The 14,637-nt window shown below is 65.9% G+C and carries 13 protein-coding genes and 2 tRNA genes; 4 read left to right on the plus strand and 11 right to left on the minus strand.

Annotated features, from left to right (window positions below):
* Positions 1–145: 145 nt before the first annotated feature.
* The 9 genes from AC1AYN_RS09495 to AC1AYN_RS09535 all read right to left on the minus strand — a co-directional run bounded on the left by AC1AYN_RS09495 (position 146) and on the right by AC1AYN_RS09535 (position 8,960).
* Positions 146–2,242, minus strand: coding sequence for a S8 family peptidase (locus tag AC1AYN_RS09495; protein ID WP_476533040.1), 2,097 nt, complete (start codon positions 2,240–2,242; stop codon positions 146–148).
* Between the two features lie 191 nt (positions 2,243–2,433).
* Positions 2,434–3,276, minus strand: a complete 843-nt coding sequence (locus AC1AYN_RS09500; RefSeq protein WP_476533041.1) for a hypothetical protein — start codon at positions 3,274–3,276, stop codon at positions 2,434–2,436.
* A 158-nt stretch (positions 3,277–3,434) separates the two neighbouring features.
* On the minus strand, positions 3,435–5,135 hold the full coding sequence (gene pgi, locus AC1AYN_RS09505) for a glucose-6-phosphate isomerase (RefSeq protein WP_476533042.1): 1,701 nt from the start codon (positions 5,133–5,135) through the stop codon (positions 3,435–3,437).
* 188 nt (positions 5,136–5,323) lie between these two features.
* Positions 5,324–6,325, minus strand: coding sequence for an AEC family transporter (locus AC1AYN_RS09510; protein WP_476533043.1), 1,002 nt, complete (start codon positions 6,323–6,325; stop codon positions 5,324–5,326).
* A 60-nt stretch (positions 6,326–6,385) separates the two neighbouring features.
* Positions 6,386–6,466 (minus strand) — tRNA-Leu (locus tag AC1AYN_RS09515).
* 101 nt (positions 6,467–6,567) lie between these two features.
* Positions 6,568–6,643, minus strand: a tRNA-Thr gene (locus AC1AYN_RS09520).
* A 99-nt stretch (positions 6,644–6,742) separates the two neighbouring features.
* Positions 6,743–7,465 carry a non-canonical purine NTP pyrophosphatase gene (locus AC1AYN_RS09525; RefSeq protein ID WP_476533044.1) on the minus strand — a complete coding sequence of 241 codons (723 nt, stop codon included), beginning with the start codon at positions 7,463–7,465 and terminating at the stop codon, positions 6,743–6,745.
* A 45-nt stretch (positions 7,466–7,510) separates the two neighbouring features.
* The gene (gene rph, locus AC1AYN_RS09530; protein WP_476533045.1) at positions 7,511–8,275 is read right to left on the minus strand and encodes a ribonuclease PH; all 765 of its coding nucleotides are present in this window, start codon (positions 8,273–8,275) and stop codon (positions 7,511–7,513) included.
* Between the two features lie 58 nt (positions 8,276–8,333).
* Complete coding sequence (locus AC1AYN_RS09535) at positions 8,334–8,960, minus strand: Pr6Pr family membrane protein (RefSeq protein ID WP_476503050.1); 627 nt, start codon at positions 8,958–8,960, stop codon at positions 8,334–8,336.
* A gap of 316 nt (positions 8,961–9,276) precedes the next feature.
* On the opposite strand from AC1AYN_RS09535, the gene AC1AYN_RS09540 reads away from it, so the two are divergent.
* Positions 9,277–10,596 carry a nicotinate phosphoribosyltransferase gene (locus AC1AYN_RS09540; protein ID WP_476533046.1) on the plus strand — a complete coding sequence of 440 codons (1,320 nt, stop codon included), beginning with the start codon at positions 9,277–9,279 and terminating at the stop codon, positions 10,594–10,596.
* A 152-nt stretch (positions 10,597–10,748) separates the two neighbouring features.
* Here AC1AYN_RS09540 and AC1AYN_RS09545 read toward each other — a convergent pair whose 3' ends face one another.
* On the minus strand, positions 10,749–11,180 hold the full coding sequence (locus tag AC1AYN_RS09545) for a MerR family transcriptional regulator (protein WP_476533047.1): 432 nt from the start codon (positions 11,178–11,180) through the stop codon (positions 10,749–10,751).
* Positions 11,181–11,329: 149 nt separating this feature from the next.
* Here AC1AYN_RS09545 and AC1AYN_RS09550 point away from each other — a divergent pair, with 149 nt between their 5' ends.
* Positions 11,330–12,340 (plus strand): aldo/keto reductase, encoded by a 1,011-nt coding sequence (locus AC1AYN_RS09550; RefSeq protein WP_476533048.1) that lies wholly within the window; start codon positions 11,330–11,332, stop codon positions 12,338–12,340.
* A 230-nt stretch (positions 12,341–12,570) separates the two neighbouring features.
* Here the strand turns inward: AC1AYN_RS09550 and AC1AYN_RS09555 are convergent, their stop codons facing one another.
* Positions 12,571–12,897 carry a DUF3039 domain-containing protein gene (locus AC1AYN_RS09555; protein ID WP_476503046.1) on the minus strand — a complete coding sequence of 109 codons (327 nt, stop codon included), beginning with the start codon at positions 12,895–12,897 and terminating at the stop codon, positions 12,571–12,573.
* Positions 12,898–13,084: 187 nt separating this feature from the next.
* Between AC1AYN_RS09555 and coaD the strand changes: the two genes are divergently transcribed.
* Both coaD and AC1AYN_RS09565 read left to right on the plus strand, forming a co-directional pair.
* Complete coding sequence (coaD, locus tag AC1AYN_RS09560) at positions 13,085–13,600, plus strand: pantetheine-phosphate adenylyltransferase (RefSeq protein ID WP_476533049.1); 516 nt, start codon at positions 13,085–13,087, stop codon at positions 13,598–13,600.
* 214 nt (positions 13,601–13,814) lie between these two features.
* A complete protein-coding gene (locus AC1AYN_RS09565; RefSeq protein ID WP_476533062.1) occupies positions 13,815–14,624 on the plus strand; it encodes an ATP synthase subunit B family protein in 810 nt (269 codons plus the stop codon).
* The last annotated feature ends 13 nt before the right edge of the window (positions 14,625–14,637 follow it).

The following is a 14,637-nucleotide window of genomic DNA, read 5'->3' on the forward strand; positions in this document are numbered from 1 at the left end:
CCCGTCTCCAAGGATACTTCGTCCGCGTGAACTCGCTTCACTCTTCCCCGGCAAAAGAACGATGCCCGGCATCCGCGGGGATGTCGGGCATCGGGTTCATGGCCTACGCCTTGTCGCGTATGACCGGTCCACGGTCATACGCGTCTCACGCGCGCTTGCGGCGCACGACGAGCGCGGTCGCGACGGCCGCGAGCAGGAGCGCGACGCCGGCGATTCCGGCGACCGTGCTGCCGGTGCTCGACAGCGTCGGCTTGGCGGCGGAGGCGTTGTTCACAGCGGAATCCTTGCCCACAGGATTAGCGGCACCGTCACCGGGGTTCTTACCCGACGTGTTGGCAGAACCGTCAGCGAGTGCGGATTTGAAGGCGGTGGCGACGGTCACGTCATCATCGGCATCAGCATAATCGTTCAGGCCGTTGGCATCGACGTCGGCCTTTTGATCACCGGCCTCCGTGAATTCAACATCCGCACTGGCAGTCAACACGTTGTCGAACGCTTTCTTGTCGGCTCTGACCGTGGTAGTCTTGCCAGCGACCGTCAACGTCAGCGCGCTCACCGGACCACTGGCGTTCACGCGTACGGTTGCTTTGCCTTTAACCGTGGCGTCCTTGAGCGGAGCCCACGTCTTGCCGGCATCAGTGGAGTATTCCGGCTCGGCAACGGTCGGCTGCGGCTGATTCTTGGTGACGGCAGCGAGCGCATTCACCAAGCCAGCACCACGGTATTCTTTGCTGGCATCAGTGGACGGATCAGCAAGCTGACCATAGTTTTCAACGGCCTGCTTCTTCATGAGATTGACTACTTGGGCGGGTGTGTAGTCGGGGTGGATGCCCTTGATGAGGGCGGCGACACCGGTCGCATGCGGAGAAGCCATCGAGGTGCCGCTGTAGTAGGCGTAGTCCTTGCCGTTGTCGATGTCGGGGTCGACGGCGGAATAGATGTACAGACCCGGAGCAGCCACGTCGATGCTGTTCTTGCCGTAGTTGGAGAAGGAGGCGCGCGAGTAGCTGCCGAGCTTGCCCCAATCGGTCTCGCCGACCGCGGAGACGGTCACGACGCCGGGCAGAGACGCCGGAATATCGACGCCGTTCTTCACATCGCGGTTCTTGATGACGGTCTTGCCGTCCGGATCATCTGCGACGTCGTTCGGGCTATTGTTGTCAGGGGACGGGTCGTCGAGGTTCTGATTGGAGTTGCCGGCGGCGGCGACGTTGGTCACGCCCTTGGACGTGGCGTAGGCGACGGCGCGGCGCACGGCCTCGTAGCCGGCGGTCTGCGTCGGGTCGGACGGCACCCAGAACTCCCAAGGATCGACGTAATAGCTGTTGTTGGTCACGTCGATGTCATGTGTAGCGGCCCAGTTGAATGCACACACCACATATTCGGGGTACAGGGAGCCCGCATCATTGCCGGCTTTGATTGCGGCGATTTTGACCTTCGGATCGACGCCATCCACACCAGTGCCATTGGTAGCTGCGGCAATGGTACCCGCCACATGTGTACCGTGTGAACTCGTGGTCGGCTGCCACGCCTCATAGCTTTGATCCGGAATGCCGTTGTTCTGGCATCCCACCGACTTGCTGGCATCAATCTGGCTGGTGCCGTCGCTATTGCGGAATTCGGCATGACGGGCATCGACGCCGGCATCAATCACACCGACAGTCACTGATGCCAACGGAACGTCCTTATCAGTGATTTCTGCCGCTTTGTCCGCACCGAGCGCAAGCACGCCCCACGCGCCGCCTGCCGTGGTATCCGGATCAGACTGCAACGATTCCTCTTTGGCGAACTGGCTGTTTTCGCTCAGTCGGGTCATCGAGAATGGGGAAATCCCATACTTGTCGACCACGTCCTCGCTGCCGGTCACCCGCGCCTGGCGGGTGGTGCCGACCGAGTCGATGGCGATGCCGTCGGCGGTGGCCTTCTCGGCATAATCCTTGGCGAAGCTCTTCGACTTGGCCTGCACGAAGAACGTGCCGAACTGCGGGTACTGGGCCAGCGCCACGACGTCGCCCATACCCTCCGCCTCGGCGACGGCGGCCTTGACCTGGGCCTCGCTGGAGCCTTCGGGCAGGTTCACCGCGTAGTTGCGGGCCGCATCAGACTGCTCGACCGGCGAGTACACCGGGGTCGCGTCGGCGGCGTGCGCCGTGGAGGCGACGCCCATGGCGCCGCACGACAGCGCCATGGCGAACGCGGCGCATGCGGTCGCGAACTTCCTGGTCAGCGCAAAGTGCTGCATGACTTTCCTCTCTTCCAATCCGTGCATAACGCACAAGCGGACCGCGCCCACGTATGTGGACGCGATCCGCGATGACAAGAGGCACTCTATGAAAGTCGTGTTACGATGCGGCGGACCGACCGCATCGTGGAATCGGGAAGCCTCGGCCACCCGGCCCGCTCTCGACCGGCCAAGCGCTCACGGCTCACGGTTCACAGCAGCCAGTTGGTGGCGCAGGAGGCGAGGAACACGGCCAGTCCGAACCACATGACCGGCACCATGCCCATGCCGAGCCACGAGTACGCACCCGGCTTCTCCAGCGCGTTCCAGCGTTTCGTGGAGACGCGCAGCAGCACGACGGCCGCCACGACGAGCACGATGAACACCGTCCATCCGACGGAGGAGGCGGCCTCGGGCTTCGACATGTCCGAATACATGGCGGGCAGGAAGATCCACGAGGCGCCGCACAGCGTGGTGAATCCGGCGGTGATGCCGACGCGCGTGTAGCCGTCGTTCCTGCCCTTGCCCCGCTGGAGGTTGTTCCACAGGAACGACGCGGCGACGACGAGCGCGGCGGCGATCACCAGATACGCGGCCCAACGGATGTAGGTCACGTCCGTGTAGAACTCGCTGGGCAGCACGACGATCGCGGAGACCACGAACGTGGCGGCGGCCACGGCGCGGCCGAACACAGCCTGCGAATCGTCGCCGCCGAACGGCCAGCCGACGATGAGCAGCATCGTGGCGGACATGGCGAGCATGCCGGAACCCATGATGCCGCCGGGAGTCAGCACGCCGAGCGTGTAGACGATGCCGAAGAACAGCGCGTAGGCGACGAGCTGGGTGATGACGACGGTGAACTCGCCGTGCACGGTCATGCCGAAGCCGGGCCGACCGTTGCGCCCGTCCCGGCCGCCGCCGGCGCGCCGTGCCGGTTCCGGCGCGCCGGAGCGCGGCCGTTCGCAGCGTTCGCGCGTCTGCGATGCGTCGGCGCGGCCGCCCCGCGCGTTGCGGCGCGCGGCCTTGCGTTTCCTCTGCGAATTGCTTGCCACCATGTGTCTCCTGTCTCTCCTTGGCGCCGATGGCGCTTTCGTCGTATACGGATGATGCCCGGCGCCTCTTCGACGCCGGGCATCATCATGCGTTCCGATTCGGGACCGATGTCTCATCGGCCCCGTCCCCGCCCAGCTTCGCCGGAATCGGGTTCACGGAATCAGAACTCGCGGTTCTTGCGGTAGAACTCGATCAGGGACTTCGTGGAGGCATCCTGGGCGGCGAGGGCCTCGTCGTCCTTGGAGATCGCCGGGGTGATCTGCTTGGCGAGCTGCTTGCCGAGCTCGACGCCCCACTGGTCGTAGGAGTCGAGGCCCCACACGGTGCCCTCGACGAAGGTGATGTGCTCGTACAGGGCGATGAGCTCGCCGAGCGCGAACGGGGTCAGGGCCACACCGAAGATGGAGGTGGTCGGACGGTTGCCGGTGAACACGCGGGCCGGGACGATCTCCTCCGGCGTGCCCTCGGCGCGCACCTCGTCGGCGGTCTTGCCGAACGCGAGCGCCTTGGTCTGCGCGAAGTAGTTACCGAGGAACAGCTCGTGCACGTCCTGGTCGCCGTCCTTGGTCGGGTTCGGCGTGTTGACGAACGCGATGAAGTCGGCCGGGATGAGCTGGGTGCCCTGGTGGATCAGCTGGTAGAAGGCGTGCTGGCCGTTGGTGCCCGGCTCGCCCCAGAAGATCTCGCCGGTCTCGGTGGTGACGGGGGTGCCGTCCCAGCGCACGGACTTGCCGTTGGACTCCATGGTGAGCTGCTGCAGGTAGGCCGGGAAGCGGTGCAGGTACTGGTCGTACGGCAGCACGGCGTGGGAGGCGGCCTTGAAGAAGTTGCGGTACCAGACGTTGAGCATGCCGAGCAGCACGACGACGTTCTTCTCGAACGGCGTGTTGGCGAAGTACTCGTCGATCTCGTGGAAGCCGTGCAGGAACTCCTCGAAGCGGGCCGGGCCGAAGACGACGGCCAGGGAGGTGCCGACGGCGGAGTCGACGGAGTAGCGGCCGCCGACCCAGTTCCAGAAGCCGAACGCGTTGGCCGGGTCGATGCCGAACTCCTCGACCTTCTCCAGGTTGGTGGAGACGGCGACGAAGTGCTTCTTGATGGCCTCGGCCTTCTGGGCCTCGTCGTTGTCGGAGATGGCGCCGTTGGCGACCAGCTCCTCGAGCAGCCAGGTGCGGGCCTCGCGGGCGTTGGTCAGGGTCTCCAGCGTGGTGAAGGTCTTGGAGACGATGATGAACAGGGTGGTCTCCGGATCGAGGCCCTTGGTCTTCTCGGCCAGGTCGTTCGGGTCGATGTTGGAGATGTAGCGGGCGGAGATGCCGGCGTCCGCGTACGGCTTGAGCGCCTCGTACGCCATGACGGGGCCCAGGTCGGAGCCGCCGATGCCGATGTTGACGACGGTCTCGATCTTGCGGCCGGTCACGCCGGTCCACTTGCCGGAACGCACGTCGTCGGCGAAGGCGTAGATCTTGTCGAGGGTCTCGCGCACGTCCTTGACGGTGTCCTGGCCGTCGACGATGTACTTGCCCTCGTCCTCGACCGGGCGGCGCAGCGCGGTGTGCAGGACGGCGCGGTCCTCGGTGTTGTTGATGTGGACGCCGCTGTACATGGCCTTGATGCGCTCGTCAAGCTTGACTTCCTTGGCGAGGTGGACGAACAGCTGGAGGGTCTCCGGCTTGATGAGGTTCTTGGACAGGTCGAAGTGCAGGTCGCCGGCGTCGAAGCTCAGCTCCTTGACACGGTCGGAGTCTTCGGCGAACCACTTCTTGAGGCTGATGCCCTCGGCCTGAAGCTCGTCGTAGTGCTTCTGCAGGGCGACCCACGCCGGGGTGGTGGTGGCGTCAACGGGCGGATTGATGGCCATAGGATTCCATTCCTTTCATCATTGATTGGAGACGGCGTGCGGGCCGCTTGCATCTCGGTCCGCCTACCGTTCCGTATCACGCAACAGAATACTCACAAAAGCGGACACAAGAACACAAAAAGAACACGCGGCTACGCGCCGGCGACGTAGCGGTGAACGGAAAGGTGGAGACAGGACGCGGCGGGACGTCACACACCCATCAGCGCGTGGGCGACGGCCATCATCACGAGGGCGATGATCGCGGTGAACGCGAGCGAGAAGCCGGCGAGCTTCGCGTTGCCGAGCACCTTGTCGGTGAACAGCGTGGAGAAGATCGCGATCGGCGCGAGCACGCAGATCACCAGCACCGCGCGGATCTCCGCAGTGAACGGCAGCAGGAACCAAGCGACCGCCGCGAACACGACGGCGAACGGCAGGCGCCAGGCGACCACGGCCAGCACCTCCTTGACGTCGTGGCGGTCGCGCGGCAGGTCCATGAGCATGCCGACCATGAACATCGAGCAGAACGCGTTCGCGCCGCTCAACGGCTGCATGACGGTCGCGATCCAGCCGGGGATCTGGACGTGCGCGACCATGAGCACGATCATCAGCATGTAGGTGTCGAACGGCACGGAGCCGAAGAAGCTCTTGAACACGTTCTTGGCGAAGGCGCGCCGGGCGAGTCGCCTCGCGTCCCGGTCCTTCGGCTTCTCGTACGGCAGAGTGGGCGCGCTGCCCGCATGCTGTTCGGCGAGCGTCTTGCCCGGCTGGATGTGCAGCAGCTGCTGGGTCATCACGTTCGTGCCGGCCGCGACCATGATGCAGTTGCCGATGTCGAACATGGCGGCCGGCACCACCGCGCCCGCGCCCCAGAACGAGGTGACGACCGGGAAGCAGAAGCAGCCGAGGTTGAAGCCGGCGCCGTTGAGCATGAGAAACGCGCGGTCGGTCACGTTGCGCCGGCGCGTGGTCAGGTAGATGAGGACGGGCGGGATGAGCGCGCAGAAGAACGCGAACACGCTGATCCACAGATAGCTCACGTCGTGCGGGTTCGTGGCGAACGAGTAGACGATGGCGCCCGGCAGCACGACGTTGAACTCGGCCGTCTGGATGACGCGGTAGTCCTTCGCGCCGAACAGCCCGAAGCGCTTGAACAGGTATCCGGCCAGGATGATGAGCAGCAGCGAGGCCGGGCCGAGTATCGCCGTCATGGTTCCCTCCCCACCCCGCGGCCGTGCGAGCGACGGATTGGACGGGGCCCGGGGATTTCGTGCGCGAGATGGGACTCGAACCCACACGTCCGAAGACACAGGAACCTAAATCCTGCGCGGCTACCATTACGCCACTCGCGCGCAAGAAGACAATCTATCAGTCGGCTGGGAAAACGGGGCACGGCACCGGAAGACGGACGGGGAAACGAAAAACCCGGATTCGGCGAACCGAATCCGGGTGCTGGAGCCACTTGTCAGAATCGAACTGACGACCTGCTCATTACGAGTGAGCCGCTCTACCGACTGAGCTAAAGTGGCTTTGCGCTTGGGAAGCATTCGCTACCCATGCACAAGAGAAAAAGTATAGGGGCCGTCGCGCAAAACGCAACCCGGCGTGTCGCGCGCCGCATCCCCGCGCTACCGCAGCAGCGCCTCGATGGCCGGCACGAGCGCCTTCAGCGCCTTGCCGCGGTGGGAGATCGCGTTCTTCTCGGCCGGCGTCATCTCGGCACTGGTCAGCGGCTCGCCCTCATGGTCGGGGTCGTCGCTGGTGCGTCCCGGCTGGTCGTCGGGCACGAAGATCGGGTCGTAGCCGAAGCCATGCTCGCCGCGGACCTTGCGGATGATGCGTCCGGGCATCTCCCCCACCTCGACCGTCTCGGAGACGATCTCGTGATGGGCGGCGAGCGCGGCCGCATCCCCGGCGGCCACGGCGTCGCCGCCGGTCGCGTCCACCGCGTCGCCGGGCACGACGAGCGCGGCGGCGCAACGGAAGCGCGCGGTGCGCTTGTCGTCCGGGATGTCCTCGATCTGGGCGAGCAGGAGCGCATTGTTGGCCTTGTCGTGGCCGTGCGCGCCGGCCCAGCGCGCGGAGAGGATGCCGGGGGCGGCACCCATCACGTCGACGATGAGGCCGGAGTCGTCGGCGATGGCGGCCAGTCCGGTGCGGCGGGCCACATCGCGGGCCTTGAGCAGCGCGTTCTCCTGGAAGGTGACGCCGGTCTCGACCGGATCGGGCAGGTGCAGCGAGCCGGCGGAGACGAGCTCCACCTGCGCCGCGTCGTCGCCCAGATCCTCGGCGAGAATGCGGCGGATCTCCACGAGTTTGCCTTCGTTGTGCGTGGCTACCACGAGTTTCATGCTGGTTCCTTCGTTCGGTGGGTCTGGTCGGTTCGTCGGATCGTCTCAGTCGAGGGCGAGCGCGGCGCGCTGGGCGGCCTGCAGCTCCTTGTTGCCCTTTTCGGCGAGATCGAGCAGCGTGCCGAGTTCGGCGCGCGTGAACGGGCGGTGTTCGGCGGTGCCCTGCAGCTCGATGAATTCGCCGTGGCCGGTCATGGCGACGTTCATGTCGGTCATGGCCTGACTGTCCTCCACGTACGGCAGGTCGAGCATCGGCGTGCCGTTGATGACGCCGACGGAGACGGCGGAGACGACGTCCTTGATCGCCTTGTCGGCGGACTTGATGTGGTGGTTGCGTTCCGCCCAGTTCAGGGCGTCGACGAGCGCGACGTACGCGCCGGTCACGGATGCGGTGCGCGTGCCGCCGTCGGCCTGGAGCACGTCGCAGTCGAGCTGGATCTGGTTCTCGCCGAGCGCCTTCATGTCGATGACGCCCCTCAGGCAGCGGCCGATGAGGCGGCTGATCTCGTGCGTGCGGCCGCCGATCTTGCCTTTGACGGACTCGCGGTCGGTGCGCTCCTTGGTGGCGCGCGGCAGCATCGCGTATTCGGCGGTCACCCAGCCGAGTCCGGAGTCCTTGCGCCAGCGGGGCACGCCCGGGGTGAACGTGGCGGTGCACATGACGCGCGTGTTGCCGCATTCGATGAGCACGGAGCCCTCCGGCGCGTCGGTGAAGTGGCGGGTGATGCGCACGGGACGCAGTTCGTCGACCTTGCGTCCGTCCTGACGGGTGATGGAGCGATTGCCCAGCATGTCTGTGATTTCAACCATGATGCCCAGCCTACCCCACTTGGCCGGAACGGGCTCGTCTCCCGAGGACCGTCCGCTTTCAGCCGAGCAGCTGCCGCTCAGGCAGGATGCGGTCGACGACGAACACGATGAGGCTCAACGCAAGGAACCCCAGGGCGAGTTTGCCGCAGTTGACGCCGAACTGCGGCCATCCGAGCGCGGTCGGGTCGATGAACGCGTACGGGTACGGGCTGCCGCCGGCCGCCGGGCCCGATGTGGGGAACATGGCGGCGCGCACGAGCACGAACGCGAGGTACGCGGGAAAGTAGATGAGCCACGAGAACATGTAGTGCCACTGGAACCGGCGATGCGGGTCGAAGAGCACGAAGTCGACGACCGCCATGATCGGCGCGACGCGGTGCAGCCACGTGTTCGTCATCAATCCGAGCACCTGCGGCACGTAGGCGGGGTCGTCGGGCGGCATGAGCAGGAACGCGACCACGGCGGTGACGATCGCGTACAGGGTGAGGCACCCCTTCAGCCAGGCGGGCGGCTGGATGCCCTTCAGGATCGTGGCCGCGCCGGCCCACAGCATCACGAATCCGAGCGCGAATCCGGTCTGGAACGTGAAGTATGTCCAGTATTCGGGCCTATGCCACGCCTCGTAGGTGCCGACGAAGCACATGCCGGCGATCGCCAGCCGCCACAATCCCGCGAAGAATCTCATATCCCCCAGTGTACGCGGCCGTCCTTTCCCGCCCATCCCTCACCCCGCCTCCTTCACCCCTACCCCGCCCACTCCCATGGTGCGGTAAACCTCCCATGGTGCGGTTTCGCAAATCCGCCATTTTCCAACGAAAATCGCCTACCGCACCATGAGTGTTCACCGCACCATGGGAAGTTTGCCGACCTGAGCGGGGACTTAGGCGGGGACCTGGGCGGGACCTGGGCGGGGACTGGCGCACCGTGGGCGACGGCGAGTAGGCTGGTTGGCAACGAAAACACCGAAAAACAGTGCAGTATCCACGGGCGAAGGAGAGAACATGGATTATTCACCGGCGTTGATGACCGACATGTACGAGTACACGATGCTGGACGCGTGCCTCAAGGACGGCACCGCGAACCGCAAGTGCGTGTTCGAGGTGTTCACCCGTCACCTGCCCGCCGGACGCCGTTACGGCGTGGTCGCCGGCACCGGCCGCATCCTCGACGCGCTGGAGCGCTTCCACCTCGACGACGAGGATCTGCGCTTCCTCGCCGACCGGCACGTGGTGAGCCCCGAGACCATCAAGTGGCTGGAGGACTTCCACTTCTCCGGCTCGATCAAGGGCTACCGTGAGGGCGAGATGTTCTTCCCGAACTCGCCGATCCTCGAGATCGAGGGCACGTTCGGCGAATGCACGCTGCTGGAGACGCTCGTGCTGTCCATCCTTAACTACGATTCGGCGGTCGCCTCCGCCGCCTCCCGCATGGTCTCCGCCGCGAAGGACCGCCCGTGCATGGACATGGGCGGACGCCGCACGAACGAATGGTCGGCCGTGGCCGCCGCCCGTGCCGCCGTGGTCGGCGGCTTCAAGGGCACGGCGAACCTGCTCGCCGCCCAGATGTACGGGCTCAAGGCAATCGGCACCGCCGCCCACTGCTTCACGCTCGTACACGACAACGAGCGTCAGGCGTTCGAATCGCAGATCGCCGCGCTCGGCAAGAACACGACGCTGCTCGTCGACACGTATAACATCGAGGAGGCCGTGAAGACGGCCGTCGAAGTGGCCGGCCCGGAGCTCGGCGGTGTGCGCATCGACTCGGGCGACCTCGCCCTGATGGCGCAGCGCGTGCGCAACCAGCTGGACGCGCTGGGAGCGACGAACACGAAGATCACCGTCACCAACGACCTCGACGAGTACGCGCTCGCCGCGCTCCAGACCGCGCCGGTCGACTCGTACGGCGTGGGCACGATGCTCGTCACCGGTTCGGGCGCGCCCACCTGCGCGATGGTGTACAAGCTCACCGAACGCGAGGGCGCGGACGGCACGATGCAGACGGTCGCAAAGAAGTCGAAGAACAAGGCGACCGTGCCGGGCAGGAAGCTCGCCTACCGCTCCTACGAGTACAATCTCGCCGACGTGGAGCACGTGGTCTCCGGCTCCGAGGACCAGCTCGCCGCGTTCACGCCGGAGGAGGGTTGGAAGGACCTGCTCGTGCCGTTCGTCGACCACGGCGAAATCGACCACCAGTGGCAGGGCCACGACGCGATCGTCAACGCGCACGAATACCGCGCGAAGGCCCTCGCCGAACTTCCCATCGCCGCCCAGAGCCTCATGCGCGGCGACCCGGTGATTCCGACTGAGATCACGGTTCTGTAGCACCGCGACTCGGTAGGAATCCTTCGCGATTGCCTATAGCGCAATCGCTCACTTCGCCTACGGACACCCCACCGGGGTGTCCGTTTCACGGCTCAGCTACTGAGATCACCGTTCTGTAGAACGGCGACTCAGTCCTGTAGAACCGGACCGGCTCAGCAGTCGATGGTGTAGACGCGGGTCTTGTAGTCCTTCCAGTCGGGTAGGACCTCCCCCGCGTCGAGCGCGCGCTTGATGTCGCCGTAGTAGTGCAGTTTGCGCTGCACGTGCATCGCGGCCTCGTCGAGCGCGCGCCGCTGCTCGTCGAGCGTCTTCCGGCGCGATTCGAGCAGGTCGAGGATCTCGTCGATATGCGCCGGCTCGTCCTGTTCGTAGGCGAAGAACCGTTTCAGGTCCTCGATGGTCATGCCCGCGTTCTTGAAGCAGCAGATGGCGCGCAGCCGGTTGATGTGGCACTCCTCGTATTCGCGGCGTCCGGCCGCGTCACGCCCCACGTTCGTGAGCAGCCCCTGGTCCTCGTAGTACCTCAGCGTGGAGGTCTGCATGTGGAAGCGTTCCGCCACCTCGCGAATCGTGTACGTCGCCATGTCGTCCCGTTCCTTTCCGTTTTCGCCGTCGCGGCGTCGCGCCGTCGCGCGACACGCCGCGGATGCCGACTTGCGTTCAAGTCTACTTGAATTGCGACGATGATTGCGTAACCACGGAACATTCACGGAAACAACCGCAAGGAGCATCGATGCTGGAAGCGACCACCACCTACACGCCGGCCGAAGACCGCTACGACCACATGACCTACAACCGCTGCGGGGCCTCCGGCCTCAAGCTGCCGGCCGTCTCGCTCGGATTCTGGCACAACTTCGGCGACCTGACGCCGTTCGAGCATATGAAGCAGCTCGTGTTCACCGCGTTCGACAACGGCATCACGCACTTCGACCTCGCCAACAACTACGGCCCCGAACCCGGCCAGGCCGAGAAGAACTGCGGGCTGCTGCTGAACAAGTATTTCAAGGCGCACCGCGACGAGCTCATCGTCTCCACGAAGGCCGGCTACGAGATGTGGACGGGCCCCTACGGCGACCACGGCTCGCGCAAGTACCTCATCGCCTCGCTCGACCAGTCCCTGACCCGCCTCGGCCTCGACTACGTGGACATCTTCTACCACCACCGCCCGGACCCGGACACCCCGCTCGAGGAGACGATGGGCGCGCTCGCCCAGATCGTGAACTCCGGCAAGGCGCTGTACGTCGGCCTGTCCAACTACGACGGCCCGACGATGGAGAAGGCGGCGGCGATCCTTGACGAACTGCACGTGCCGTTCGTCATCAACCAGAACCGCTACAACATCTTCGACCGCACGATCGAGCGGAACGGACTCAAAGACACGGCCAAGCGCCTCGGCAAGGGACTCATCACCTTCTCGCCGCTCGCGCAGGGCCTGCTCACGAACCGCTACCTCGACGGCGTGCCGGCCGACAGCCGCATCGCCCTCGACCCGCGCTTCCTCAAGGACTCCGCGCTCACCCCGGAACGCCTCCAGCAAATCCGCGAACTCAACGACATCGCGATCGCCCGCGGCCAGACGCTCGCCGAGATGAGCCTCGCCTGGCTGCTGCACGACGGCGTCGTCACCTCCGTGCTCGCCGGCGCCTCGAAGCCGCAGCAGATTCTCGACAACATCGGCGCGCTCAAGAACACCACGTTCAGCGACGAGGAACTCGCCAAGATCGACGAGATCTCGCTGCGATAGCCGCAAAGAAAAGGAATCGGCCTTCGGCCGATACGATGTTTTCGCGGCCTTCCGGCCGCGGACTTCTCTCCCTCCGTCAGCCTTCGGCTGACACCTCCCTCGTCAGAGGGAGGCTTTCCGGCCCCCTCTGACGAGGGGGCTCCCGGCGAAGCCGGGTGGGGGAGAGACTGCGGCCGGAAGGCCACAAATGAATCGTATCGACCGAAGGCCGATTCAATTCCCAGGCCGTCTCACCAGCCGCGCATCTCGTCATAGATGCGCTTGCAGTCGGGGCAGACCGGGTACTTGGACGGGTCGTGCTTGGGCACCCACACCTTGCCGCACAGCGCGACCACCGGGCGGCCGGTCATCTGCGATTCGGCGATGCGGTCACGCGAGACGTAGTGCGCGAAACGGTCCGCGTCGCCGTCGTCGGAGCGGCTGGTCTCCTCCTTCTCCTCCGGGCGTTCAAGCACCGCGGTGCCGGTGCCGGCATCCGGGTCGGACAGCGGCGACGACGTGTCCGCGTCGAGGAATGCGGCGGGAATCCTGTCATCGTTCAGATCATCGTTCATCATGGCGACCTCCTGCATGGCCATTTTGGGCTTATGTCGGGCTTATATACTGCCCACCATCATAGTTGCCGTCATCGCGCATAACCGTCATCGCGCATAACCGCCGCCATCGCACACGCCCACCGCCGCCGCATCCGCATCGTCGCGCCCTCCCGCGCGCTGGCGGCGCGACGCGGTAGGCTAGTGAACCATGACCATAGCAGTGTGCCCCGGCTCGTACGACCCCGTGACCGCCGGACATCTTGACGTAATCGAACGCAGTGCGCGCTTCTTCGACGAAGTGCATGTGGTGGTGGCGGTGAACGCGGCGAAGACGCCGATGTTCCCCACCGAGACCCGCGTCGACATCATCCGCCGCGCCCTCGCCAAGGACGGCTGCGCGAACGTCGTCGTCGCCTCCACGGACGGCCTCATCACCGACTATTGTCGGAACGTGGGCGCCACCGTGATCGTGAAGGGACTGCGGCAGAACGGCGACTACGAGGCGGAACTCGGCATGGCGCTCGTGAACCGCAAGATCGGCGACGTGGAGACCGTCTTCCTTCCCGCCGATCCGGTGCTCGAGCACATCTCCAGCTCCATCGTCAAGGACGTGGCGCGTCACGGCGGCGACGTGACCGGCATGGTGCCCGACTGCGTGGTGCCGATGCTCACCGAGGCGCTGTCGCGGGAGGCGGCCGCGCGCAAGGCACGCGCCGGGGCGTGACGGCCGCGCACGCGACGGCCGCCGACAATCGTGGGCGCGCGGGGAGCGCGTCGAAGGAAAGGAACGCATCATGACCGATGCAACGCAAGACGACAACCAGGAGGGCGCGGACGGCGCCGAAGCGCGTCCGGAAGGCTATGTGGACCTCACGGCGCAGCCTGCCGCGCCCGCGCCGGCGGGCGACGGCGGCTCCGCACCCGTGACGTTCGAACCGATGATCGCGCCGCCCGCGCCGTCACCTGTCCCGTCACCCGCTCCGGCGGCCGTCCCGGCGCCGCCGGAAGGCGCGACGCAGGCCGCGCCCGGCTCCGCCACCGTCGCCGCGCCGACGATTCCGGCGGACGGCGACGACGCGGACGGTTCCGACGGCGACGGGAGCAAGGCCGGCGACGACGAGCGCGTGCTCAAGTCGCCGTTCCCGCTGCCCGACCTGCGCGAAGGCGACGACAATGACGACGACATCGACGCCAGCCGCGACGAGTTCACCACCGTCTACGACATCATCGACCGGCTGGAGGCCGTGCTGGAGGAGGCGAAGGGCAGCATCTTCTTCCCCGACCAGGTGAAGATCGACCGCGCCGAGTTCGCCGGACAGCTGAGCGACCTGAAGAAGATGCTCCCGGTGCAGCTGGAACGCGCCTCCGCGCTCATGCGCGAGGCGGAACGCCGGCTGGAGGGCGCGCAGACGCAGGCGAACGCGATCGTCGCCTCCGCGCAGAGCCGCGCCGCCGACATCGTCAAGGAGGCGAACGAGCAGGCGCAGTTCCTCGCCGGACAGGAGAACGTCACCGAGATCGCGCGGCAGAAGGCGCGCACGATCCTCAACACTGCGCAGACGAAGGCCGACAGGCTCACGCGCGGCGCCGACGAGTACTCGACGAAGGTGATGGAGTCGCTGCGCTCCCAGCTCGCGAAGATGAGCGGCGACGTGGACGCCGGCCTCAACGTGCTCTACGAGCGCCGCAAGTCGGCGGGCGAGCAGATGCCGCACCTCGACATCAGCGACTACCCCGAGTCGCGCTGACCGGCGGATGCTC

It is taken from the genome of Bifidobacterium sp. LH_413 (genome assembly GCF_056357015.1).

Bases quoted from the DNA above. Each gene is read 5' to 3' on its own strand.
- AC1AYN_RS09495 (WP_476533040.1), bottom strand. From the start codon at position 2,242: ATGCAGCACTTTGCGCTGACCAGGAAGTTCGCGACCGCATGCGCCGCG.
- AC1AYN_RS09500 (WP_476533041.1), bottom strand. From the start codon at position 3,276: ATGGTGGCAAGCAATTCGCAGAGGAAACGCAAGGCCGCGCGCCGCAAC.
- pgi (WP_476533042.1), bottom strand. From the start codon at position 5,135: ATGGCCATCAATCCGCCCGTTGACGCCACCACCACCCCGGCGTGGGTC.
- AC1AYN_RS09510 (WP_476533043.1), bottom strand. From the start codon at position 6,325: ATGACGGCGATACTCGGCCCGGCCTCGCTGCTGCTCATCATCCTGGCC.
- AC1AYN_RS09525 (WP_476533044.1), bottom strand. From the start codon at position 7,465: ATGAAACTCGTGGTAGCCACGCACAACGAAGGCAAACTCGTGGAGATC.
- rph (WP_476533045.1), bottom strand. From the start codon at position 8,275: ATGGTTGAAATCACAGACATGCTGGGCAATCGCTCCATCACCCGTCAG.
- AC1AYN_RS09535 (WP_476503050.1), bottom strand. From the start codon at position 8,960: ATGAGATTCTTCGCGGGATTGTGGCGGCTGGCGATCGCCGGCATGTGC.
- AC1AYN_RS09540 (WP_476533046.1), top strand. From the start codon at position 9,277: ATGGATTATTCACCGGCGTTGATGACCGACATGTACGAGTACACGATG.
- AC1AYN_RS09545 (WP_476533047.1), bottom strand. From the start codon at position 11,180: ATGGCGACGTACACGATTCGCGAGGTGGCGGAACGCTTCCACATGCAG.
- AC1AYN_RS09550 (WP_476533048.1), top strand. From the start codon at position 11,330: ATGCTGGAAGCGACCACCACCTACACGCCGGCCGAAGACCGCTACGAC.
- AC1AYN_RS09555 (WP_476503046.1), bottom strand. From the start codon at position 12,897: ATGATGAACGATGATCTGAACGATGACAGGATTCCCGCCGCATTCCTC.
- coaD (WP_476533049.1), top strand. From the start codon at position 13,085: ATGACCATAGCAGTGTGCCCCGGCTCGTACGACCCCGTGACCGCCGGA.
- AC1AYN_RS09565 (WP_476533062.1), top strand. From the start codon at position 13,815: ATGATCGCGCCGCCCGCGCCGTCACCTGTCCCGTCACCCGCTCCGGCG.